The sequence below is a fragment of the Pseudomonas putida genome (genome assembly GCF_050989985.1).
Taxonomy (GTDB): Bacteria; Pseudomonadota; Gammaproteobacteria; order Pseudomonadales; family Pseudomonadaceae; genus Aquipseudomonas; species Aquipseudomonas putida_AI.
This window is the reverse complement of sequence record NZ_CP158815.1, coordinates 824,443-846,914: the sequence shown is the minus strand read 5'-3', so window position 1 is coordinate 846,914 and position 22,472 is coordinate 824,443. Positions and strand designations below refer to the sequence as shown.

Genomic DNA, 22,472 nt, shown 5'->3' with positions numbered 1-22,472 from the left:
TTGATGCAGGTCAGGCAAGTCTAGCGTGTGCCCTATCTCACGAAGGCGTTCCTCTTTTGACGAGTGGCTGTTGTCGTCAGGCAAGGCGCCGCGAAGAGTCATAGCTCGCTATGGCGAGGAGCGGCAACGCAGCATGACGGCAACAGACGCCGTCAAAAAGGAACAGGCTTCGTGAGATAGGGCACTAAAGCCAGATCAGGGAGGCAAAGCGGCCGGTGCGTGGGCTTCGGCGGTAAGAAAAGAAGCGAGGATCGGTCACGGTGCAGAAGCCGCCGCCATAAACAGCGGTGACACCACGAACTGCCAGACGCAAGCGCGCCAACATATAGATGTCGGCCATGAACTTGCCTTCGTTTTGACTCGGCACGAAGGCTTCGGCAGCCTCAGGCAACTGCTCAACGAAGGTCTCGCGCACTTCCGGGCCCACTTCAAACGCTTGCGGGCCAATGGCCGGGCCAAGCCAGACCAGCACGTCTTCGGGGGCTACGGCCAGGGTGTCGAGTGTCGCTTCCAGTACACCCGCCGCCAGTCCGCGCCAGCCAGCATGGGCGGCTGCCACACGAGTGCCGGCACGGTCGCAGAACAACACCGGCAAGCAATCGGCGGTCATCGCCGCACAGGCGATACCCGGTGTCGACGTCCAGCTGGCGTCGGCAGTGGCAACCTGGCTTGGGTCGGCATGCGCCACGGCAATCCCGTGGACCTGCTTCAACCAGGCCGGTTGCATGGAGAAATGCTCGGTGAGACGACGGCGATTTTCGGCGACCGCCTCGGGGCTGTCGTCGACATGATCGCCCAGATTGAGGCTGTCGAACGGCGCCAGGCTGACGCCGCCCGCACGGGTGGTGACACAGGCTTTGACCCCGGCCGGCGCGGGCCAGTCTGGAATCAGCCAGTCACTCATCCGACAAACGCCTCACGGTCTTGCTTGAGCAGGGTCAGCAACCAGACGAAGTCTTCCGGCAATGGCGACTCCCAGCTCATGCGCTTACCGGTGGTCGGGTGATCCAGTTCCAGGAATCGTGCATGCAGGGCTTGGCGCGGGAAGTTTTTCAACGACTCGACCATGGTCTGGCTGGCTGCAGGCGGGATGCGGAATCGACCGCCGTAAGCCGGGTCTCCGACCAACGGGAAGTTGATGTGGGCCATGTGCACGCGAATCTGGTGCGTACGACCGGTTTCCAGCTTGACCCGCACGTGAGTGTGAGAGCGGAAGCGCTCCAGCACCCGGTAATGGCTGACGGCCTGCTTGCCACCTTCCATTACAGCCATGCGTTGACGCTGCTGGCCGTGGCGACCGATCGGCGCGTTGATCTTGCCGCCGGCTGTCACCACACCGATCACGATGCATTCATAGATACGGCTGACGCTGCGGCTCTGCAACTGTGCTACCAGCTGGGTCTGCGCCTGGATGGTCTTGGCCACCACCATCAGACCGGTGGTGTCCTTGTCCAGACGGTGCACGATACCGGCACGGGGCACATTAATGATGTCCGGTACGTGGTGCAGCAAGGCGTTGAGCAGAGTGCCATCAGCATGACCGGCGGCGGGATGCACCACCAGGCCTGCAGGCTTGTTGATCACCAGGATGTCGTCGTCTTCATAGACGATATCCAGGTCAATGTCTTGAGCGACCCACTCCCCTTGAGCTTCCTGCTCGGCGGTCAGCTCAAGAATGGCGCCGCCGTGAACGATGTCTCGCGGGCGGATAACCGCCCCATCCACAGTCAGGCGGCCGTCTTTGATCCAGGCGGAAAGGCGCGAGCGCGAGTGCTCTGCGAATAATTGTGCGGCGACTTGATCGAGGCGTTGGCCGCCCAATTCGGACGGCACCTCTGCGCGGAGTTCAATTTTATCGGACATGCTCAGACTAGGCGTCGGCACAGCCTTTGGTTTCGGCTGCGCGCTTGTGGTTAAATACGGCGTCTTTTGCCCCGAGGCTATTCAACGGGGCGCTCATCATAACAGGACGGCCACGCCCAAGACAGCGGCCGTCATAGGGACGCAAGCCGCCATGCAAGTGAAACACCTGCTGCTGATCGCCATCCTCGCATTGACCGCTGCGTGCTCATCGAAGGAAGTCGTAGACGAAAACCTGAGTGAAGTCGAGCTGTACCAGCAGGCCCAGGCAGATCTGGACAACAACAGCTACACCAGCGCCACTGCCAAGCTGAAGGCTCTGGAATCGCGTTATCCGTTCGGTCGTTATGCTGATCAGGCTCAACTCGAGCTCATCTACGCCAACTACAAGAACGCCGAGCCAGAAGCCGCCAAAGCCGCTGCCGAGCGTTTCATCCGCTTGCACCCACAGCATCCGAACGTCGATTACGCCTACTACCTAAAGGGCCTGACGTCGTTTGACCAGGACGTCGGCCTGCTGGCCCGTTTCCTGCCGCTGGACATGACCAAGCGTGACCCGGGCGCCGCGCGCGACTCTTATAACGAGTTCGCCCAGCTGACCAGCCGCTTCCCCAACAGCCGTTACGCCCCAGACGCCAAGCAGCGCATGATCTATCTGCGCAACCTGCTGGCTGCCTACGAAATTCACGTTGCCGACTACTACCTGACCCGCCAGGCCTATGTCGCCGCCGCGAACCGTGGTCGCTACGTTGTGGAAAACTTCCAGGAAACCCCTTCGGTCGGTGACGGCCTGGCGGTGATGACCGAGTCCTACCAGCGTCTGCACCTGGACGAACTGGCGGCCACCAGCCTCGAAACCCTGAAGCTCAACTACCCGAACCACCCGACGCTGGTCGATGGCCAGTTCGTGCCGACGGTCGCCGAAGCCGACAACCGTTCGTGGCTGAGCAAGGCCACGCTGGGCCTGATCGAATCCCGTCCGCCGCTGCCACCGGGAGAAACCCGCGCCAACCAGGACGTGCAGAAGCAGTTCCAGGACGCCAAGGACGCGATTCCGAGCGAGCTCAAGCCTAAAAACTCGGACGGTGATGTGATCGAAGAAGAAAACCATGAAGCGGAAGGCAACAACGAAGACCGTTCGTGGTTCAGCTACATGACTTTCGGCGTGTTCGACTGATACGACCGGCTGTACGCAAAAGGGAGGCTCTCGGGCCTCCCTTTTTTATTGCGCATTTTCTGTCGCGCGCATTTGCCCTGTGCGCCCGTCATGACCTTGGCTAAACTGCCGGTTCATCAGTCAAAAAGCAGCTCATCATGCTTCGTCTATTATTCTGGATCGCGGTGATTGCCGCCGCAGTGTGGTTCTGGCGCAAGTTCAAAGGCCAGGCAGCAGTACCCAAGTCACCTGCCGAGCTGGAAGCGGCACCGATGGTCCGCTGCGCCCATTGTGGCGTGCACCTGCCGCGCGATCGCGCCGTCAGCTTTCAACAACAATGGTATTGCAGCCAGGCTCATCTGGAGCAAGGCCCCGGTTCCAGTGGTCGCTGAGACCTTAAGTCACGGCGACAAACAGGCCCAGCGGCTGCTGCGCCTTTATCATCTCTACCGTTTAAGCGTCGGCATCATTCTGGTGCTGCTGATCTCCAGCAACATGGACAACCGGTTGCTGACGTCAGCCAACGACGATCTGCTGCGCACTGGCAGCTGGTTGTACCTGGTGCTGAATATCCTGCTGGTGGTTTTCTTCGAGAACACCCGGCACCCGGCACAACTGTTCAGTCTGTCGCTTCTCGATGTCTTGCTGCTGAGCGTCCTGTTCTACGCCGGCGGCGGTGTGGCCAGCGCCATTGGCAACTTGCTGATTGTGTCGGTGGCCATCAGCAACACCTTGCTGCGAAGGCGCATCGGTCTGTTGATTGCCGCGGTCGGTGCGCTCGGCATCGTGGGCTCGAGTTTTCTGCTGAGCCTCAGCCACACTCCCAGTCCGAATGATTATCTACAGGTCGGCACCCATGGCGCCCTGTGCTTTGCCGCGGCGTTGCTGGTACAAGGCCTGATCCGGCGCCTGGAAGTCAGTGAAACCCTGGCCGAGCAGAAGGCCAGTGAAGTCGTCGGCCTGGAGGCGCTCAATGCGCTGATCCTGCAACGCATGCGCACCGGGATCCTGGTGCTCGACGAACAACGGCGCGTGCAATTGGCTAACCACAGCGCCCGATCACTGCTCGGCAGCGGCCATCTGGAAGGCTGCCTGATCGATGAGCATTTTCCCGCCCTGGTCGAACGTCTGGAGCTGTGGCTGAGCAACCCGACGCTGCGCCCCCAGAGCCTGAAAATCGCCGGCAGTGGCGTCGATCTGCAACCGAGCTTCATTGCATTGGACCCAAGCCCCCAGCACCAGACCCTGGTGTTTCTCGAAGACCTGGCCCAGATAGCCCAACAGGCCCAGCAGCTGAAACTCGCCGCCCTGGGGCGCCTGACCGCCGGTATCGCCCATGAAATCCGCAACCCACTGGGCGCTATCAGTCACGCCGCGCAGTTATTGCGAGAATCTGAGGAACTGAGCAGTGCGGATCAACGTCTGACTCAGATTATTCAAGATCACTCTCAGCGAATGAATCGGGTTATCGAAAACGTCCTGCAACTGTCCCGCCGCCAGCAAACCGTCCCGCAACGACTGGACCTGAAGCCGTGGCTGGAACAATTCGTCACTGAAATCAGAGAGGGCGCGACCGAGCGCCAGCGCATTCATCTACACATCGCTTCCGGGGACTTCACGACCCTGATGGACCCGAACCAGTTGAACCAGATTCTCGACAACCTGATACGCAATGCCTGGCGCCACAGCGCCCAGGATCACGACATCGCCCAGGTCTGGCTGGAGCTGTTCATCGATGCCGAGAGCCAGTTGCCCATACTCGAAATCCTCGACGACGGCCCCGGTGTCGCCCCCGACCATCAGGCGCAACTGTTCGAGCCGTTCTTCACCACCAGCCATCAAGGCACTGGCCTGGGGCTCTATCTGTCCCGTGAGCTGTGCGAAAGCAACCAGGCCCGCCTAGACTTCAAACCACGCCAAGGCGGCGGCTGCTTTCGTATCACCTTTGCTCACGGACGGAAACAAAGTTGAACATGAGCCCACGGCAAAAAGTCCTGATTGTCGATGACGAACCGGACATCCGCGAACTCCTGGAAATCACCCTGGGAAGGATGAAGATCGATACCTACAGTGCCAGAAACGCTGGCGAGGCCCTGGCCTTGCTCAAGCGCGAGGCATTCGATCTGTGCCTGACCGACATGCGCCTGCCGGACGGCACAGGCCTGGAGCTTGTACAGCATATCCAGCAGCGCTACCCGAACGTGCCCGTGGCGATGATCACCGCCTATGGCAACGTCGATACCGCGATCAACGCACTCAAGGCCGGTGCGTTCGACTTCCTGACCAAGCCGGTGGACCTCGCGCGACTGCGGGAACTGGTCACCAGCGCCCTGCTCCTGCCCGCCCCGGGCATTGCCATCGATCGTCGCTTGCTGGGCGATTCCCTGCCCATGCGCAACCTGCGCAAGCAGATCGACAAACTGGCGCGCAGCCAGGCGCCGGTGTACATCAGCGGAGAATCCGGCAGTGGTAAGGAGTTGGTTGCACGCCTGATCCATGACCGCGGGCCACGGGCCAACCAGCCCTTCGTTCCAGTCAATTGCGGCGCCATCCCGTCGGAACTGATGGAGAGCGAGTTTTTCGGCCATCGCAAAGGCAGCTTCAGCGGCGCCATCGAAGATAAACCCGGACTGTTCCAGGCCGCCCATGGCGGCACCCTGTTCCTCGATGAGGTGGCTGACTTGCCACTGCCCATGCAGGTCAAATTGCTGCGGGCGATTCAGGAGAAAGCCGTGCGCAGCGTCGGCGGGCAACAGGAAGTGGTTGTCGATGTGCGCATCCTTTGCGCCACCCACAAAGACCTCGCCGCCGAAGTGACGGCCGAGCGCTTCCGCCAGGATCTGTACTATCGCCTGAACGTGATCGAACTGCGGGTGCCGCCCTTGCGCGAGCGCCGCGACGATATCGAACCCCTGGCAAACCATGTGCTCAAGCGCCTGGCGACAGACACCGGCCAACCTGTGGCAAAGCTTCACCCACAAGCTCTTGAGGCGCTGAAAAGCTATCGTTTTCCGGGCAATGTCCGGGAACTGGAGAACATGCTCGAACGGGCTCATACGCTGTGCGAGAACAAACAGATCGAAGCCGGCGACCTGCGCCTGGCCGAAGGGAATTGCGCTGCAGAAGCCGGGGTGCCGGATCTTACGCAGATCGACAACCTGGAGGCGTACCTGGAAAACGTCGAACGCCAGTTGATTCTGCAGGCGCTGGAAGAGACCCGCTGGAACCGCACGGCGGCGGCTCAGCGGTTGAATCTTTCATTTCGCTCGATGCGCTACAGGCTGAAGAAACTGGGTTTGGATTGAGCCCCTTCGCGAGCAGGCTCGCTCCCACAGAGTTTTGCAGTGCCCTTGTGGGAGCGAGCCTGCTCGCGAAAGCGATCCCACAGACGCCAAACACCTTAAGGCTAGATCCGCCCGGTCGGCGCATACGGCGCCGGATCAATGATCGGCTCCCTGCCCAACATCACATCGGCGAACAACTGGCACGACGCCGGCGCCAGCACCAGGCCGTTGCGGAAATGCCCGCAGTTGAGCCACAGCCCATCAAAGCCTGGCACCTGGCCAATGTAGGGAATGCCCTCCGGCGAGCCTGGTCTCAAGCCGGCCCAATGTCCCACCACTTCGGCATTCGCCAACGCTGGAATCAACTCCACCGCCGAAGCCTTAAGGCTTTCCAGCGCCGAGTCGGTCGGCGTCTTGTCGTAGCCTTCATGCTCCAGGGTGCTGCCAATCAGGATGTGCCCGTCGCGGCGGGGAATCGCATAACGCCCCTTGGCCAACACCATGCTCGGCAGAAAGTCCGCCGCGCACTTGTAGAGAATCATCTGACCTTTCACAGGTTCGACGGGCAGTTCAAGGCCCAGGCTTTTGAGCAAGTCGCCACTCCAGGCGCCGGCGGTCAGGACCACTTGATCGCCGTGGATCACGCCAGTGGACGTCTGCACGCCGAGCACTTTTTCGCCTTCGCGAACAAAGCCGCTGACTTCGCACTGCTCATGAATCGTCACGTTCGGCAGCGCCTGCAACGCCGCCTTGAGGGATTTCACCAGTCGCGGATTTCGTACGTTGGCCACATCGGCCATGTAGATCGCCCGGGAAAACCCGCCACCCAATACCGGCACGGCATCATGAGCAGCCGAGATATCCACAGCCCGCAGCGGACGGTTCTCCCGCGCAGCCCAGGCCAGTGCCTCGGCTTCGTCATCCAGGTCCAGCCAATACAGGCCGGTGGTGTGCACCTCGGGGTCGACACCAGTGGCGGTGAACAGACGCTCGCCCAGCTGTGGATAAAAATCCTGGGACCAATGGGCCAATGCGGTGACCGCCGGGTTGTAGCGCCATGGGTAAAGCGGCGAAACAATGCCTCCCCCTGCCCAGGAAGACTCCTGGCCGACACTGGAACGGTCCAGCAGCACAACGCTCTGCACCTCTGACGCCAGGTTGAATGCCGTCAACAGGCCGATGACCCCACCGCCGACAATCACTACTTGCTGTTGCCTGATCATGTATTGAACCAACCGATAAATAGACAGAGGGGCGCAGAAGGAGCCCGAAAAAGAAAACTCAACGACCCCAGCAATCCTTGGTGGTCAGGCCGGCAGTGGCGTTGACCATGCCCCGGACACCGGTGTTGCCAATGGTGAAATCACCGCACTTGTCCGTCGCCATGCTCGTGCCCGACTTGCGTACGGCCGTCAGCAGGAACGTCTGGTCGGTGAGGGTCTGGTTGATGGTGTAGTAGTCGTTGCCACCGCTCAGGCCGGTCGCCCCGGTGTAGACGTTTTTCTGTGAATAGAAGCGCTCGAGGATCTGCGCCTGTTCGGACAGCAGGCCGGCGACTTCGGCACGTCGGCCCTTTTTCAGGTATTCGGTGAAATTCGGGGCGGCAATGGTCATGACGATCCCGATGATCGCAATCACGATCATGATTTCGATCAGGGTAAAACCGCGGTTGGATCTGTGCATGCCTCAACTCTCGCTTACTGTATTTGTCGCCACATGATGCGACGGCTGCCGCCGCCGGATTTTTCCACCAGTGTGGTGATGCCGCCACTGGAATCGTTCACGATCTTGCGGGTCGCGCCATTGACGATGGCGTTGAGGGTCGGGATGCCCCCGGTAAAGACCACGCCGCTGGAGATCGTGTCAGTACTGTCGACCACTCCGTCGTTGTTGGTGTCGAGCACCGCGTAGTTGAGCATCTTACCGCTGAACGCATCGAGCTCGACCAGCTTGCCGGTCCCGAAGCTCGCGCAGGGGTCGGTGGTGTCGACGCTGGCCGTGGTAAACACGATCCGGCCAAGTACCAGGCTGGCCTGGTTGATCACTCGCTCACCGGTCAGCGCGTTGTTATACACCAACGGCAGGTACCAGCCCTTTTCCGCGGGATAAGTCACCTCATTCTGACTGGTGGTGATGAATTGCCCGGCGCTGCCCGAGAACACACCGGTCACCGCTTGAGCCTGCAGCGCAGACGTAGTGATCTGCCCGGAACCACCCTCCGCGTCCCACACCGAGTAGAACGCCTGCAAATCCTTGTTGGTTTTATCCGCGGTCTCGTTGAATTTGCCGGTACCCACGAATATTTGTTTGCCCCCCAGCGAATTGTCCGCCAGCAAAGGCTGCGCGGTAATCGGCTGGGTGGTGCCTCCAGCGGTGGTAAACAACGGCTTGCCGGAAAAGGCCACGCCCCAGCTGTCGGTACTGGTGCTGCTCAGGTCAAACTTCCACAGCCGCCCTTTCAGGTCACCACCATAAGCCGCCTGCACCACGTTTTGCGAGTTGACCCTGAGCTTGACCGAAGACAAACCGTTAGTGGTCTCGGTACTGTCGATGACAATTTTCCTGATCAGCGAGCCGTCACGGATGTCCACCACGTACAACGCGGCCACTCCGGAATTGCTGCCGTAACCGTTGGAAATGAAGGCAGCCCATCGACCGTCGGCCAAGCGTGCCACTTCAGGACGCGCATAGGCATAACCCAGATCATTGAAAGCGTTCGCTGTACTGGCCGTGGCCGGGGCGCTGATTTCCCACAAGGCCTTGATTGCATTTCCCGCCGAGGCATCGAAAAGTTGCAAGGCATAGAAGGTCCGCCCACCCGCGCCCGTCCCGCCCAGCGCGAGGGTTTTCCAGGCACTGTTGAGCTGGGCATCGAAAACCCCCACCTGCCCGTCCACCAGAAACTTGTGACTGACACCGTTGATGTAGGCGGTATCGGCGATAACGCGCAGCGAAGGCAACACACTGGATGGCATGTAGGCAAAACGCCGCGCGCCGTTGCCGGAATTGATCACGCTGACGAAGCCGTCATTGGCGTTGACCACCAGACTGGTATTCATGTTGGCCGCCTTGGTCGCCAGATAAGTGCTGTACGAGGTGTCTCCCGACAGATCGGAGGCGGTTTTCTCCGTCGGGGATGCCAGTACCAGCGGCGAGTTGACGATATCCCCCAGCAGCACGCTGCGTATCTTCAGGCCGGTCTTGTTGGTGCCCTTGCTCCACTCCACCAGATCGGCGCCCGTGATGCCTGTGAGTAAGCCCTGATTGAGAACTGTCTGCTGGGCTGTGGAAAAGTTGGCGTAGGCCAGGGTGACAGGCGCGTTGGTCTGGCTGTTCCAGGACTGGTAAGTCGGCGCCGTGGCACTGGGCACGATGGCCGTGTCGGTGGTCCACAACACGGAGCTTGTATCAACCGCTCCGCTGGCGGTGAAACCGAACGCCTTGATCGTGCCACGCCAGTCCTTGGGGTCGTAACTGGTCTGGAAGTAACTGGTGCCACTGGCGAGGATCGTTCCGCTGGTCACTCCACTGCCGCCGGAACCGGCCTTGGAGGTGATTTCACTCAAGGCAGAGGACAAGGCGCTGTTGAGCCCGGTACTGTCGGTGGCCTGGTAATACTTGCCCTGACCGTAACTGGCGGCATCCGACAACATCTGATTGGCCGCGGTAAAACCCACGGTGTAGGTGTTCATGTTCTGCTTGGGGAAGTCCGCGGCGTTCCAGCTCTTGTTCGCCAGGTCTGTCCCGGTGGAGCGCATGTCGATGTCGAAGGCGAACTTGGCGATGTCATCCAGGTAGAGCGTGTCACCTTCTCCGTCACCGTTGAGGTTATCGCCATCGTTGGCGCTGTTGCCGTCCCAGTTCGGCAGGCGGGTGCCACCGAGCGGATCATTGGTGGGAAAAGTCCTGTCGTAGGTGGGCAAGCCATCGGTAATCACCACCCCGTAGTTTTTCTGGCAGCGATACTGAATCGGGCTGGTGTAGGTGGTCGGTGTCGAGTTGTAGTACGGCGCCATGCCGCGCATGTAGCGCGTCACTTCGTAATAGGTTTCCGCCAACGGTGTGTTGGCCACGGCACTCAAGCCGTTTATCGAGCTGATCAACGCGTTGTAGTTGGCATCCACCGACAGGTCGCTGATCGAGCGGGCAATGAAGCCGCCGCTGCCCGGGTTGCTGCTGGTGGCCGGGTTGAAGGTGGCCAGGCCGATGCGCAGCGAGCGATTACTGGTTACCAGATTGGTTGAAACGTCCTGTGCCACGCTGATGCGGTAATCATTGGGGATCGCGTTGGCGCCCGTGGTGAAGTCCCGGTTGGAACCGTTGGCCAGCCCCAGCAGATACGCCAGGTAATTTGCGGTGTAGCGCGTGTTTCCATTACCCACCGGATCAGGCAGCCTCAGGCAAACCGGGGTCAGCCCGAGAAACCCGCGATAAAACCCGTACCAGTTGCCAGCCGTCGAGCAACCGCCTCGACTCAGGCTCGACAGGGCAATGTTGGTATCTGTCATGTCCAGACTCTGGCCACCAAGGCACGAGCTGTTGGAATTGCATATCGCGATCTGCGCCCGGCTGACGGTGGGATCGAATCCCGATGCCCAGATGATGTTGTTCATGCTTCCCGAATCATCGATCACCAGCATCACGTTCGGCGGCACGGCGGCTGCGCTCAACAGCGGCGAATCCGAAGGCGTGAAGGCATGAACCGGCGCCGAGAGGTACATCCCCAGCACAAAACCGCACAGCAGCCGCCAAAGCCCCACGCGCCGATCAGTACTTCGCATAAATACTCTCCACCACGCTGCGCGAACTGCCCGCGATACCGACGGCGGTGACGCGGTACAGCGTTGCCGAGGTGTTGCTCGGCACGTTCACCGCCGTCAGGGTGGTGCCAATGTTCTGCACACCATAAAAGCCATTGCCCGAGGCGATCCAGTTCACCCCCGAGGTGGCGTTGAGCCCGGCGGCCTTGACCGTGGCCGACTCGGCCGGTGGTGCGCATTGCGTCGTACCGCTACACACCGCCAATGCATAACTGTCGAGTTGCACCGCGCTTTCGCCCACCCGCAACACCGCTTCCGCTGCCTGGAATGACTGATTGCGCAGGCTTACGCTCCCGGCCATTTTTTCCTGCAGGGTGGCGTTCTGCATCGAGGAAATCCCGATCAGCGTCAGCAGCAACAGGAACACCAGGCTGACCAGCAGCGCCATGCCGCGTTGGGAGCAAGCCGCCATCGAAGGAATACGCATCGGCCCTCCCCTCATGGCAAGCGGTTGCGCAAGGCGGCAACGACATTGAAGGTCTGGCTGCTCACCCGGTTGTTGGGATCGGTGAGGGTCAGGCTCAAACGTACGCTGCGGATGCGAGCCGGGTCGGATGGGTTGCTGCTGTAACTGGAGGCCGCCGTATCGGTGGCGGAACTGGCGAGGCCGAAGCTCACGTTGAAGGCGCTGACGTTGTCCACCAGTGCGAATTGGGTCGGCGTACCGGTGCCGACGCCCATGGTGAGCTGGCCGTTTTTCAGGCTGTAGATCAGCCGTCGGATAGGAAACGCCTGCTGCCCTGTCGCAGGAGCGCGCAAGTCGGAATAGGCCGTCGCGCTGCTTCTGCAATCGGAAACCACCGTCCAGGTCGGCGCGCCACCGCTGCTGCCGACATCGGCTGTGACCAGGGTCAACCTCAGGTTCGCGTTATCCCAACTGATGGGCGTGACCTGACTGGCATTGAAGGTCCCCCCCAAACTGGCATCAGTGATCGTCCCCAGACAGCCGAACATTCCGACCATGCGGATTTCCTGGATCATTTTGCTCAAGACAAAACGCGCATCTTCCTGGATGGCGGCAGCGCTGTTCTGACTGACGAAGGTGTTTTTCGCGGCGATGAACACCTGCACCACGCCCAGCACCACGATCAGGCTCAAGGTCAGGGCGATCAGCAACTCGATCAGGCCGAAGCCTCTCTGGCGGCTCATGGCGTCGCCACCGGATCGACGGTCGCGCGACTGGTGAGCACAAAGCTGCGACGGGTATTGGCACTGTTGGCGGCCCGGGAGTCGTCCCAGGTGATGGTGATGGTGTACACGCGTTGATTGAGGGCAATGCTGCCAGTGGCCGTGGGGCCACCGAAATTGACGATGTTGCTGGTGAAATCGTAGAGATCCTGATCCCGGGCGACGCTCAGATTGCCCGATGTGGGTGGTGTCACGGTGTAATCGGCGGCGGCGTTTGCGCGAATGCGGTCCATCATGTCGTAGGCGATAAAACTGGCCTGGCTGGTCATGCGCGCGCTGTCGGTGTATTTCAGCGCGTTCAGCTGAAACGCCGCCGCCCCCAACAGCCCCACGCTCAAAATCAACAACGCTACCAGGACTTCGATCAACGTCATGCCTTCCTGTGCACGCTTGCTCCAATGCCTCATCCGCAACTTCCACCCAATAGTATTCGTCCGTTCAAACACACATTCAGCGTCCTGCTCTGTGCTCCCAGCACATAACTGATCACCACCGCCGTGGAGGAAGACGCCAGCCCTCCGAAGCTGTTGAAGTCGATGGTGGTAACACCTGAGGTTAGCGTCAGACTGGCACCGCTGCTCATCGCTGGTACAACACGCAATACATTGGCCGGCGTGCCCGTACCGTCATACACCGTCAGTTCCCCGGTCCAGACGCTGCCACCCGCCGTGGGACGCACGCGCGTAGTGACGCCTCGGTTGATCGCTTCCAGGCGGGCGAAGTTCAGGCCGCGTTGCAAATCACCCATCTCGGTATCGGCCTGGGTAATTTGCGTAGAACGGGTGAAGGCCGGAACCGCCAGGGTGATCAGGACCAGAAAAATCGCGATGGCGACCAGCAGTTCGATCAGCGTGAAACCTTTTGAACGATGCCCCATCGGTGCCCTCCGTTGCCGTCCGCTATACCTGCTGTTACACGCTAGAACATTCGCGCGCCGAGACGAGATTGTTTCGCCATTACTCGTGCATGGATTGCACGGGCCATCACACTCCAGGGAGGGAGGTGTCATGTATCAACGAGGTTTCAGCCTGATCGAATTACTCATGGGACTGACAATCGCCGGGATTGTTCTGCATTTGGTCAGTCCGGCGTTTGCGGCTGTCGTGGAATCGAATTATCGAGAGGAGGCGGCGAAGTCACTCGCCAGCGGTATGCGCAGTGCAAGAAGCGAAGCGATATCCCGCGGCCAGACCGTTGTCATACATGGCGTGAACGGCGACTGGAGCCAGGGCTGGCGGATCATTCTGGATTTAAGCGGCAAGGGCCATGAGGACGACAGCAACCCGCTGTTGATCGAACGCAGGAGCGGCATCGCATTACCTGTTTTCGGCAATCGAAATGTCAGGACTTCAGTGCGCTTCGGCCGTTTGGGAGAACTCGTAGGAGGAGGCTTTCAAGCGGGGACATTGCATATATGCGCAACACGCGAACCGTTGAGCCTGCACCAGGTGGTGCTGGCCCCGAGCGGCCGCGTCAGCCTGAACAAAAAGAAAATCGAACAGGCTTTATGCACAGGAGGAGAAGACTCAGAGCAGGGAGCGGACGCGTAGCTCTTTAGGCATGGAGAACGTGATGTTTTCCTCACGACCGGCCAATTCGTCGGCGCCGGTGGCACCCCAGGCCTGCAATTGCTGGATCACTCCACGTACGAGCACTTCCGGTGCAGAAGCGCCAGCGGTGATACCGATGCGCTCCACGCCGTCGAACCAGCTTTTTTGCAGGTCTTCGGCACCGTCAATCAGGTATGCCGGAGTAGCCATGCGCTCGGCGAGTTCACGCAGGCGGTTGGAGTTGGAGCTGTTGGGGCTGCCGACCACCAACACCACATCGCATTCGTCGGCCAGTTGCTTGACCGCGTCCTGGCGGTTTTGCGTGGCGTAGCAGATGTCGTCCTTGCGTGGGCCGCCAATGGCCGGGAAACGCGAACGCAGGGCGTCGATAACGCGGCTGGTATCGTCCATGGACAGGGTGGTCTGGGTGACGAACGCCAGTTTTTCCGGATTCTTGACTTGCAATCTGGCGACGTCATCTTCGTCTTCGACCAGATAGATCGCTCCGCCATTGCTGGAATCGTACTGGCCCATGGTGCCTTCGACTTCCGGGTGACCAGCGTGGCCGATGAGGATGCACTCACGACCGTCGCGGCTGTAGCGCGCGACTTCGATGTGCACCTTGGTCACCAGCGGGCAGGTGGCATCGAACACTTTCAGGCCACGGCCGGCAGCTTCACTACGCACCGCCTGGGAAACACCATGGGCACTGAAGATCACGATGACGTCGTCCGGCACCTGATCCAGCTCTTCGACAAAGATCGCGCCACGATTGCGCAGGTCTTCGACGACGAATTTGTTGTGGACCACTTCATGGCGCACGTAGATCGGTGGCCCGAAGACTTCCAGGGCGCGGTTGACGATTTCGATCGCCCGGTCCACGCCGGCGCAAAAGCCACGGGGGTTGGCGAGTTTGATTTGCATGCTGTGCCTCGTGTCTTGCGCGCAAGAAATAGCGAAAACTGTGAAAACCATTGTGGGAGCGGCGGTGCGACGATTCGACTTGCTCGCGAATGCTGACTGACATCCAACATGTATGGTGTCTGACACACCGCTTTCGCGAGCAAGCCCGCTCCCACATTTTGACCGCGTACAGTCTGTTAAAGCGCTTTGACGGAGATGATTTCCACGTCAAAGGTCAGTGTCTTGCCTGCCAGCGGGTGGTTGAAGTCGACAGTCACTTGCGCGTCATCGAACTCTTTCACCACTCCCGGCAATTCAGTATTGGCCGCATCGTTGAAGATCACCAGCAAACCCGGTGACAGGTCCATGCTCTGGAACTGCGAGCGCGGGATGATCTGCACGTTTTGCGGGTTGGGCTGACCGAACGCGTTTTCCGGTTCGATGCTCAGGGTACGCTTGTCCCCAGCCTTGAAACCGAACAGGGCCGCTTCGAAACCTGGCAACAGGTTGCCATCACCGACCTTGAAGGTCGCCGGGGCCTTGTCGAAAGTACTGTCCACCGTGTCGCCGTTCTCCAGGCGCAATGCGAAATGCAAGGTGACTTCCGTGTTCTGGCCGATACGTTGTTCAGCCAATACCTGTTCAGTCATGAACGGTTTCTCCGGTTTTCTTACTTTTGAACATATCCAGTGCCAGCATGACAGCGCCCACAGTGATGGCACTGTCGGCAAAGTTGAACGCCGGGAAGTACCAGCGGTTCTGCCAGTGCACCAGGATGAAATCGATCACATGGCCCAAGGCAATGCGGTCATAAAGATTGCCCAACGCACCGCCCAACACCAATGCCAGGGCGATGGCCAGCCAGGTTTCGTTGCGTCCCAGGCGCTTGAGCCAGACCACCAGCACCGCACTGACCACCACTGCAATCAGGGCAAACAACCAGCGCTGCCAGCCGGAGCTGTCCGCCAGGAAGCTGAACGCCGCGCCAGTGTTATAGGCCAGGGTCCAGCTGAAGTAATCGGGAATGATCACGATCTGCTGGTACATCTGGAGCCTGCCTTCGAAGTAGAACTTGCTGGCCTGGTCGATGACCAGGACCAGCAAACTCAACCAGAGCCAGCTCAGCCGTCCGAAACGGCCAACGGCATTAGGCATAGTGGCGGACCTCGCCGGCGCCGCTGATGTTGTCGACGCAACGACCGCAAATTTCCGGATGCTCCGGGTTCACGCCGACGTCTTCACGGCAGTGCCAGCAACGGGCGCACTTGGCGTGAGCCGACTTGACCACTTTTAGCTTCAGGCCACTGACTTCGGTGACCACGGCATCGGCCGGCGCCTGCACGAATGGTGCAACGCTGGCGGTAGAGGTGATCAGGACGAAGCGCAGTTCGTTGCTCAGCTTGGCCAGGTCGGCGCTCAGGGCGTCTTCGGCGAACAGCGTCACTTCGGCTTGCAGGTTGCCACCGACGGCCTTGGCCGCGCGCTGGATTTCCATTTCCTTGTTGACCGCTACCTTGACCGCCATGATCCGGTCCCAGTACGCACGGTCCAGCTCGAAACCTTCCGGCAATTCGGTCAGGCCTTCATACCAGGTGTTGAGCATTACCGATTCGTTGCGCTCGCCCGGCAGGTATTGCCACAGCTCGTCGGCGGTGAACGCCAGGATCGGGGCGATCCAGCGCACCAGCGCTTCGGAGATGTGGAACAGTGCGGTCTGGCACGAACGACGGGCCTTGCTGTCGGCGCCGGTGGTGTACTGGCGGTCCTTGATGATGTCCAGGTAGAAGCCACCCAGCTCCTGCACGCAGAAGTTGTGGATCTTCGAGTAGACGTTCCAGAAGCGGTATTCACCGTAGTGCTCTTGCAACTCGCGTTGCAGCAGCAGGGTGCGGTCCACGGCCCAACGGTCCAGCGCCAGCATTTCATCGGCCGGCAGCAGGTCGGTGGCCGGGTTGAAGCCGGTCAGGTTCGAGAGCAGGAAGCGCGCAGTGTTACGGATACGCCGGTAGGCGTCGGCGCTACGCTGCAGGATCTGCTCGGAAACCGCCATCTCACCGGAATAGTCAGTCGATGCCACCCACAGACGCATGATGTCGGCACCCAGGGTGTCGTTGACCTTCTGCGGCGCGATGACGTTACCCAGCGACTTGGACATCTTGCGGCCGGACTCGTCGACGGTGAAGCCGTGGGTCAACAGTTCGCGATACGGCGCATGGTTGTCGATGGCGCAACCGGTCAGCAGCGAGGAGTGGAACCAGCCGCGGTGCTGGTCCGAACCTTCCAGGTACAGATCGGCGCGCGGGCCGGTTTCGTGGCCCATCGGGTGCGAACCGCGCAGGACGTGCCAGTGCGTGGTGCCGGAATCGAACCAGACGTCCAGGGTGTCGCTGATCTTGTCGTACTGCGGCGCTTCGTCGCCCAGCAGTTCGGCGGCGTCCAGCTTGAACCAGGCTTCGATGCCTTCGACTTCGACGCGCTTGGCGACTTCTTCCATCAGCTCGACAGTACGCGGGTGCAGTTCGCCGCTTTCCTTGTTCAGGAAGAACGGGATCGGCACGCCCCAGTTGCGCTGACGGGAAATGCACCAGTCCGGACGGTTGGCGATCATCGAATGCAGGCGCGCCTGGCCCCAGGCCGGCACGAACTTGGTGTCTTCGATGGCTTTGAGCGAACGCTGGCGCAGGGTGTCGCCGCTGGCTGGTTCCTTGTCCATGCCGATGAACCATTGCGCGGTGGCGCGATAGATCAGCGGGGTCTTGTGGCGCCAGCAGTGCATGTAGCTGTGTTCGATGACCGTGGTGTGCAGCAGCGCACCGACTTCGGTCAACTTGTCGACGATGGCCGGGTTGGCCTTCCAGATGAACTGGCCGCCGAAGAATTCCAGCGAAGGCACGTACACGCCATTGCTTTGAACCGGGTTGAGGATGTCGTCGTTGACCATGCCGTACTTCTTGCAGGTCACGAAGTCGTCAACGCCGTAGGCCGGGGCGGAGTGAACCACGCCAGTACCGGCGCCCAGCTCGACGTAGTCAGCCAGGTATACCGGCGACAGACGGTCGTAGAACGGATGACGGAAGTTGATCAGTTCCAGCGCCGAGCCCGGAGCAGTGGCCAGTACCGAGCCTTCGACACCGTAGCGGGACAGGCAGGACTCAACCAGCTCTTCAGCCAGTACCAGCAGCTTGTCGCCGATATCGACCAAGGCGTAGTTGAATTCCGGATGAACGTTGAGCGCCTGGTTGGCCGGGATGGTCCACGGGGTGGTGGTCCAGATCACGATCGAAGCAGGTTTGGCCAGCGATGGCAGGCCGAAAGCTGCAGCCAGTTTGGCTTCATCGGCAATCGGGAATGCCACGTCGATGGTCGAGGACTTCTTGTTCTCGTACTCGACTTCCGCTTCAGCCAGGGCCGAACCGCAATCAAAGCACCAGTTCACGGGTTTGAGACCCTTGAACACGAAACCGCCCTTGACGATTTCGGCCAGGGCGCGGATTTCACCGGCTTCGTTCTTGAAGTCCATGGTCTTGTACGGGTTGGCGAAGTCGCCCAACACGCCCAGACGGATGAATTCGGATTTCTGGCCTTCGATCTGCTCGGTGGCGTAGGCCCGGCACAGTTCGCGGGTCTTGTCCGCGCCCAGGTTCTTGCCGTGGGTCACTTCAACCTTGTGCTCGATCGGCAGACCGTGGCAGTCCCAGCCCGGGACATAAGGCGCGTCGAAGCCCGACAGGGTCTTCGAGCGGATGATCATGTCCTTGAGAATCTTGTTCAGTGCATGACCGATGTGAATCGTGCCGTTGGCGTAGGGAGGGCCGTCGTGCAGGACGAACTTCGGACGATCCTTGCCAATCTCGCGCAACTTTCCGTACAGGCCAATACTGTCCCAGCGCTGCAGGATCTGCGGTTCGCGCTGTGGCAGGCCGGCCTTCATTGGGAAGGCGGTGTCCGGAAGGTTTAGCGTGGCTTTATAGTCGGTCATTTAAGGCTCTTCATTAGCGATGGGCGCTAGGTGCGGCTAGTGCACGGGCGGCGGCGACGTCCGCGTTGATCGCCGTTTTCAACGCCTCCAGAGAGGCAAAACGCTGCTCTTCGCGCAGCTTGTGGTGGAAAACCACCGTTAAACGCCGGTCATACAGATCGCCGGCAAAATCTAAAAGGTGTACTTCCAGGTGGGCTTTGCCATCACCCTGGACCGTGGGCCGTACGCCGATATTGGCGACACCGGGCCAGGTCTTGCCGTCAATATCGACGTTGACCAGGTAAACCCCGGTAAACGGCACGCGACGGCGCTTGAGCTGGATGTTGGCAGTGGGTGTCCCCAGTTGTCGCGCGAGCTTCTGGCCATGCAGCACGCGACCGGCAATCCGGTACGGGCGACCGAGCAGGCGCTCGGCGAGGGCAAAGTCAGCGGCGGCCAGCGCATTACGCACCTGGGTGCTGCTGACCCGGATGCCGTCCAGTTCGACGGTCTGCGCGGCCTCGACGGTAAAGCCCTGCATGACGCCGGCCTGCTGCAGGAAATCGAAATCCCCTACCCGGTCACAACCGAAACGGAAATCGTCACCGACCTCAAGGTGCTGCACACCGAGGCCGTCCACCAGAATGGTATCGACGAATTCGCTGGCGCTGAGTTTGCTCAGCCGCTGATTGAAGGCCAGGCACAGGACCCGGTCGACACCTTCGGCAGCCAGCAGCTGTAATTTGTCCCGCAGGCGGGTCAGGCGCGCCGGTGCGGTGTCGGGAGCGAAGAATTCCCGTGGCTGCGGTTCGAAAATCACCACGCAGCTGGGCACGCCCAACTCGAGCGCACGCTCACGCAGCCGCGCCAGGATAGCCTGGTGGCCACGGTGTACACCGTCAAAGTTGCCAATAGTGGCGACGCAGCCCCGATGCTGGGGGCGCAGATTGTGGAGGCCTCGAACCAGCTGCATAACGCGCTTCTTGCTCATAAAGTGGTCGATTATAACCACACCCGGCGGCCGACGACAGGCAACACCGCAACCCAAAGTAATCGAGCCGACAAAAATGCCGGCCCGCCCGTGTTCATCGAGGGTTTATCCTCAGCTCAGCGCCTTGCGATTGAAGTCGCGCAAGCGGAAGCCCATCAACACTAACATGCCGAAATACGCCACCACACCTGCGACTACCAGCGCGCCCAGGCGCAGGAAGCGTTCAAGCATCTGCCCTTCGCCCCAAGCCGGCATAAAATGCATCCCGCCCAGCAGCACGGCGGACATGACCGTCACCGCAACCACCAGCTTGAAGCCGAACTTAGCCCAACCCGGTTGCGGCTGGTACATCTGCTGTTTGCGCAATTGATAGAAGAGCAAACCAGCATTGATACAGGCTCCCGCACTGATCGCCAGTGCCAGTCCGGCGTGCGCCAGCGGACCGATCAGCAACAGGTTGAACAGCTGAGTGACTACCAGGGTGAAAATCGCAATTTTTACCGGCGTGCGGATGTTTTGTTGCGCATAAAAGCCCGGAGCCAGCACTTTGATCACGATAATCCCGAGCAAACCGACCGAATAGGCGATCAACGCCCGCTGAGTCATCGCAGCATCAAATGCATTGAATTGACCGTACTGAAACAGCGAAACCGTCAGCGGCTCGGCAAGAATCCCCAGCGCCAGGGCGCAAGGCAATACCAGCAGGAAGCACAGGCGCAGGCCCCAATCGAGGATCCGTGAATACTCCTGACGATCCTTGTTGGCGTAAGTCTTGGCCAGGGTTGGCAGCAGAATTGTCCCCAATGCCACCCCCAACACCCCGGACGGCAACTCCATCAGGCGATCGGCGTAATACATCCAGGAGACAGAGCCCGCGACCAGGAACGAAGCGAAAATGGTGTTGATGATCAGCGAAATCTGACTGACCGATACCCCGAGGATCGCCGGCAGCATCTGCTTCATCACTCGCCAGACGCCGGTATCGCGCAAGTTGATCCGCGGCAGCACCAGCATGCCGATTTTCTTCAGGTGCGGCAGCTGATAGAGCAACTGTGCCAGGCCGCCGGCCAGAACGGCCCACCCCAGCGCCATGACAGGCGGATCGAAATAGGGCGTCAGGAACAACGCGAAGATGATCATGCTGACGTTCAGCAGGGTCGGCACGAATGCCGGCACCGAAAAGCGGTTCCAGGTGTTGAGGATTGCGCCGGCCAGTGAAGACAGGGAAATCAGCAAAATATAGGGAAAGGTCACCCGCAACAGACTCGAGGTCAGCTCGAACTTTTCCGGGGTATTGGTGAAACCCGGGGCCGTGACCCAGATGACCCAGGGCGCGGCAAGCATGCCCAACACCGTCACCAGCGCCAGCACCAGCGTCAACAGTCCCGCGACGTAAGCGATGAACGTTCGTGTCGCCTCATCGCCTTTCTGGCTTTTATATTCGGCAAGAATCGGCACGAACGCCTGGGAAAAAGCGCCTTCGGCGAAGATGCGCCGCAACAGATTGGGCAGCTTGAAGGCAATAAAGAAGGCGTCGGTCGCCATTCCCGCGCCGAATGTGCGCGCTATGAGGGTGTCACGAACAAACCCGAGAATCCGGGAAAGCATCGTGATAGAGCTGACGGCGGCCAACGATTTGAGCAGATTCATTGAAAAAGTATGTGCCTGTCGATAAACAGCAGGCGAACTACGCGCCTACTTATGCGATACTCCGCGCCGCAACAGCACAGAGCCAAAGCTCGCGAGTTTACAGGTCACACGCCGGAAAGAAATATCCCGTCGCACCACGCCTACCACTTAGCGGAACGTTTCAAGCGCCCTTGACAAGACTTCAACTCATCGGCATGATTCGCGGCCTATTTTGTTTGCTATTTCCTAAAAAGTCTTTCGAGGAGCTCGACGGTGGCCAACTCACCTTCCGCCAAAAAACGTGCAAAACAGGCTGAGAAGCGTCGCAGCCACAACGCCAGCCTGCGTTCCATGGTTCGTACCTACATCAAGAATGTAGTTAAAGCCATCGACGCAAAAGACGCTGCAAAAGCTCAAGCTGCTTACGTTCTGGCTGTGCCTGTTATCGACCGTATGGCCGATAAAGGCATCATCCACAAGAACAAAGCTGCTCGTCATAAGAGCCGCCTGAATGGCCACGTCAAGGCCCTGAACGTTGCCGCTGCTGCCTAAGCGACTCGTTCACTGAAAAACCGACCCCAGGGTCGGTTTTTTATTGCCTGCGATTTGATAAATCCAAGGCAAAAATAATGGGAGCATCAGCCCCCATTATTTTGATGCACCTGAATTACTGAGCGCTGGCCCACGGCAAAATCGGAATCGCCGTCACCGCATTCTGCGGACTGCCCTCAATCAAGCGATCGCTGTAGACCAGATACACCAGGGTATTGCGCTTCTTGTCGAGGAAGCGCACCACCTGCATGGTCTTGAACACCAGGGAAGTGCGCTCCTTGAACACCTCTTCCCCATCCTTCAGCTCACCCCTGAACTTGATCGGCCCGACCTGACGACAGGCAATGGATGCTTCGGCGCGATCTTCAGCCAGACCCAAGCCACCCTTCACACCGCCGGTCTTGGCGCGCGAAAGGTAGCAGGTCACACCTTCGACCTTCGGATCATCGAATGCCTCGACAACGATTCGGTCGTTCGGGCCAACAAACTTGAACACCGTCGACACCTGACCGATTTCCTCGGCCGAAGCCAGCAACGGCATCGCCAGCAGCAACCCCAACAATCCTTTTGCCATACGCATT

At 59.9% G+C, this 22,472-nt stretch carries 22 protein-coding genes; 6 read left to right on the top strand and 16 right to left on the bottom strand.

All coding sequences use genetic code 11. The features are described 5' to 3' along the window. Positions 1-184: 184 nt before the first annotated feature. Both pgeF and rluD read right to left on the bottom strand, forming a co-directional pair. Positions 185-904 carry a peptidoglycan editing factor PgeF gene (gene pgeF / locus ABTV29_RS04035; protein ID WP_433768940.1) on the bottom strand — a complete coding sequence of 240 codons (720 nt, stop codon included), beginning with the start codon at positions 902-904 and terminating at the stop codon, positions 185-187. Continuing rightward, entirely contained in the window at positions 901-1,863 is a 963-nt protein-coding gene (gene rluD / locus ABTV29_RS04030) for a 23S rRNA pseudouridine(1911/1915/1917) synthase RluD (protein WP_433768939.1), read from the bottom strand. Before rluD ends, pgeF begins: the two co-directional genes overlap by 4 nt. A gap of 151 nt (positions 1,864-2,014) precedes the next feature. Between rluD and ABTV29_RS04025 the strand changes: the two genes are divergently transcribed. The 4 genes from ABTV29_RS04025 to ABTV29_RS04010 all read left to right on the top strand — a co-directional run bounded on the left by ABTV29_RS04025 (position 2,015) and on the right by ABTV29_RS04010 (position 6,321). Next, a complete protein-coding gene (locus ABTV29_RS04025) occupies positions 2,015-3,037 on the top strand; it encodes an outer membrane protein assembly factor BamD (protein ID WP_433768938.1) in 1,023 nt (340 codons plus the stop codon). Positions 3,038-3,174: 137 nt separating this feature from the next. Continuing rightward, complete coding sequence (locus tag ABTV29_RS04020) at positions 3,175-3,408, top strand: PP0621 family protein (protein WP_433768937.1); 234 nt, start codon at positions 3,175-3,177, stop codon at positions 3,406-3,408. Continuing rightward, on the top strand, positions 3,398-4,987 hold the full coding sequence (locus ABTV29_RS04015) for a sensor histidine kinase (protein WP_433768936.1): 1,590 nt from the start codon (positions 3,398-3,400) through the stop codon (positions 4,985-4,987). Before ABTV29_RS04020 ends, ABTV29_RS04015 begins: the two co-directional genes overlap by 11 nt. Before the next feature lie 2 nt (positions 4,988-4,989). Then, entirely contained in the window at positions 4,990-6,321 is a 1,332-nt protein-coding gene (locus tag ABTV29_RS04010; RefSeq protein ID WP_433768935.1) for a sigma-54-dependent transcriptional regulator, read from the top strand. Between the two features lie 101 nt (positions 6,322-6,422). On the opposite strand, the gene thiO is transcribed toward ABTV29_RS04010, so the two are convergent. From thiO to ABTV29_RS03975, 7 genes are read right to left on the bottom strand one after another with little or no spacing between them, the layout of a single operon-like run. Then, a complete protein-coding gene (gene thiO / locus ABTV29_RS04005; RefSeq protein ID WP_433768934.1) occupies positions 6,423-7,523 on the bottom strand; it encodes a glycine oxidase ThiO in 1,101 nt (366 codons plus the stop codon). 58 nt (positions 7,524-7,581) lie between these two features. Further along, a complete protein-coding gene (locus tag ABTV29_RS04000; protein WP_433768933.1) occupies positions 7,582-7,983 on the bottom strand; it encodes a type IV pilin protein in 402 nt (133 codons plus the stop codon). A 14-nt stretch (positions 7,984-7,997) separates the two neighbouring features. Further along, on the bottom strand, positions 7,998-11,081 hold the full coding sequence (locus ABTV29_RS03995) for a pilus assembly protein (RefSeq protein ID WP_433768932.1): 3,084 nt from the start codon (positions 11,079-11,081) through the stop codon (positions 7,998-8,000). Further along, on the bottom strand, positions 11,068-11,547 hold the full coding sequence (locus tag ABTV29_RS03990; protein ID WP_433768931.1) for a pilus assembly PilX family protein: 480 nt from the start codon (positions 11,545-11,547) through the stop codon (positions 11,068-11,070). Before ABTV29_RS03990 ends, ABTV29_RS03995 begins: the two co-directional genes overlap by 14 nt. 11 nt (positions 11,548-11,558) lie before the next feature. Further along, complete coding sequence (locus tag ABTV29_RS03985) at positions 11,559-12,269, bottom strand: PilW family protein (RefSeq protein ID WP_433768930.1); 711 nt, start codon at positions 12,267-12,269, stop codon at positions 11,559-11,561. After that, positions 12,266-12,715: a type IV pilus modification protein PilV gene (gene pilV, locus ABTV29_RS03980; protein ID WP_433768929.1), complete on the bottom strand. Its 450-nt coding sequence runs from the start codon at positions 12,713-12,715 to the stop codon at positions 12,266-12,268. Before pilV ends, ABTV29_RS03985 begins: the two co-directional genes overlap by 4 nt. Further along, on the bottom strand, positions 12,712-13,185 hold the full coding sequence (locus tag ABTV29_RS03975; protein WP_433768928.1) for a GspH/FimT family pseudopilin: 474 nt from the start codon (positions 13,183-13,185) through the stop codon (positions 12,712-12,714). Before ABTV29_RS03975 ends, pilV begins: the two co-directional genes overlap by 4 nt. A 130-nt stretch (positions 13,186-13,315) precedes the next feature. Here ABTV29_RS03975 and ABTV29_RS03970 point away from each other — a divergent pair, with 130 nt between their 5' ends. After that, positions 13,316-13,858 (top strand): GspH/FimT family pseudopilin, encoded by a 543-nt coding sequence (locus ABTV29_RS03970; RefSeq protein WP_433768927.1) that lies wholly within the window; start codon positions 13,316-13,318, stop codon positions 13,856-13,858. Here ABTV29_RS03970 and ispH read toward each other — a convergent pair. The 6 genes from ispH to murJ all read right to left on the bottom strand — a co-directional run bounded on the left by ispH (position 13,835) and on the right by murJ (position 21,360). After that, positions 13,835-14,782 (bottom strand): 4-hydroxy-3-methylbut-2-enyl diphosphate reductase, encoded by a 948-nt coding sequence (gene ispH, locus ABTV29_RS03965; protein WP_433768926.1) that lies wholly within the window; start codon positions 14,780-14,782, stop codon positions 13,835-13,837. The genes ABTV29_RS03970 and ispH overlap by 24 nt on opposite strands. Positions 14,783-14,958: 176 nt before the next feature. Next, the gene (gene fkpB, locus ABTV29_RS03960) at positions 14,959-15,396 is read right to left on the bottom strand and encodes an FKBP-type peptidyl-prolyl cis-trans isomerase (protein WP_433771730.1); all 438 of its coding nucleotides are present in this window, start codon (positions 15,394-15,396) and stop codon (positions 14,959-14,961) included. Between the two features lie 7 nt (positions 15,397-15,403). Next, positions 15,404-15,916, bottom strand: a complete 513-nt coding sequence (lspA, locus tag ABTV29_RS03955; protein WP_433768925.1) for a signal peptidase II — start codon at positions 15,914-15,916, stop codon at positions 15,404-15,406. Further along, entirely contained in the window at positions 15,909-18,740 is a 2,832-nt protein-coding gene (gene ileS / locus ABTV29_RS03950) for an isoleucine--tRNA ligase (RefSeq protein WP_433768924.1), read from the bottom strand. Before ileS ends, lspA begins: the two co-directional genes overlap by 8 nt. 13 nt (positions 18,741-18,753) lie before the next feature. Then, positions 18,754-19,692, bottom strand: a complete 939-nt coding sequence (gene ribF / locus ABTV29_RS03945) for a bifunctional riboflavin kinase/FAD synthetase (RefSeq protein ID WP_433768923.1) — start codon at positions 19,690-19,692, stop codon at positions 18,754-18,756. Between the two features lie 129 nt (positions 19,693-19,821). Continuing rightward, on the bottom strand, positions 19,822-21,360 hold the full coding sequence (gene murJ / locus ABTV29_RS03940; RefSeq protein ID WP_433768922.1) for a murein biosynthesis integral membrane protein MurJ: 1,539 nt from the start codon (positions 21,358-21,360) through the stop codon (positions 19,822-19,824). A gap of 252 nt (positions 21,361-21,612) precedes the next feature. On the opposite strand from murJ, the gene rpsT reads away from it, so the two are divergent. Continuing rightward, a complete protein-coding gene (gene rpsT / locus ABTV29_RS03935; protein WP_007970922.1) occupies positions 21,613-21,891 on the top strand; it encodes a 30S ribosomal protein S20 in 279 nt (92 codons plus the stop codon). Between the two features lie 115 nt (positions 21,892-22,006). Here the strand turns inward: rpsT and ABTV29_RS03930 are convergent, their stop codons facing one another. Then, positions 22,007-22,471, bottom strand: coding sequence for a CreA family protein (locus tag ABTV29_RS03930; protein ID WP_433768921.1), 465 nt, complete (start codon positions 22,469-22,471; stop codon positions 22,007-22,009). Position 22,472 lies beyond the last annotated feature (1 nt).

Coding starts and splice junctions, on each gene's coding strand:
- pgeF (WP_433768940.1), bottom strand. CDS start 904: ATGAGTGACTGGCTGATTCCAGACTGGCCCGCGCCGGCCGGGGTCAAA.
- rluD (WP_433768939.1), bottom strand. CDS start 1,863: ATGTCCGATAAAATTGAACTCCGCGCAGAGGTGCCGTCCGAATTGGGC.
- ABTV29_RS04025 (WP_433768938.1), top strand. CDS start 2,015: ATGCAAGTGAAACACCTGCTGCTGATCGCCATCCTCGCATTGACCGCT.
- ABTV29_RS04020 (WP_433768937.1), top strand. CDS start 3,175: ATGCTTCGTCTATTATTCTGGATCGCGGTGATTGCCGCCGCAGTGTGG.
- ABTV29_RS04010 (WP_433768935.1), top strand. CDS start 4,990: ATGAGCCCACGGCAAAAAGTCCTGATTGTCGATGACGAACCGGACATC.
- thiO (WP_433768934.1), bottom strand. CDS start 7,523: ATGATCAGGCAACAGCAAGTAGTGATTGTCGGCGGTGGGGTCATCGGC.
- ABTV29_RS04000 (WP_433768933.1), bottom strand. CDS start 7,983: ATGCACAGATCCAACCGCGGTTTTACCCTGATCGAAATCATGATCGTG.
- ABTV29_RS03995 (WP_433768932.1), bottom strand. CDS start 11,081: ATGCGAAGTACTGATCGGCGCGTGGGGCTTTGGCGGCTGCTGTGCGGT.
- ABTV29_RS03990 (WP_433768931.1), bottom strand. CDS start 11,547: ATGCGTATTCCTTCGATGGCGGCTTGCTCCCAACGCGGCATGGCGCTG.
- ABTV29_RS03985 (WP_433768930.1), bottom strand. CDS start 12,269: ATGAGCCGCCAGAGAGGCTTCGGCCTGATCGAGTTGCTGATCGCCCTG.
- pilV (WP_433768929.1), bottom strand. CDS start 12,715: ATGAGGCATTGGAGCAAGCGTGCACAGGAAGGCATGACGTTGATCGAA.
- ABTV29_RS03975 (WP_433768928.1), bottom strand. CDS start 13,185: ATGGGGCATCGTTCAAAAGGTTTCACGCTGATCGAACTGCTGGTCGCC.
- ABTV29_RS03970 (WP_433768927.1), top strand. CDS start 13,316: ATGTATCAACGAGGTTTCAGCCTGATCGAATTACTCATGGGACTGACA.
- ispH (WP_433768926.1), bottom strand. CDS start 14,782: ATGCAAATCAAACTCGCCAACCCCCGTGGCTTTTGCGCCGGCGTGGAC.
- lspA (WP_433768925.1), bottom strand. CDS start 15,916: ATGCCTAATGCCGTTGGCCGTTTCGGACGGCTGAGCTGGCTCTGGTTG.
- ileS (WP_433768924.1), bottom strand. CDS start 18,740: ATGACCGACTATAAAGCCACGCTAAACCTTCCGGACACCGCCTTCCCA.
- ribF (WP_433768923.1), bottom strand. CDS start 19,692: ATGCAGCTGGTTCGAGGCCTCCACAATCTGCGCCCCCAGCATCGGGGC.
- murJ (WP_433768922.1), bottom strand. CDS start 21,360: ATGAATCTGCTCAAATCGTTGGCCGCCGTCAGCTCTATCACGATGCTT.
- ABTV29_RS03930 (WP_433768921.1), bottom strand. CDS start 22,471: ATGCGTATGGCAAAAGGATTGTTGGGGTTGCTGCTGGCGATGCCGTTG.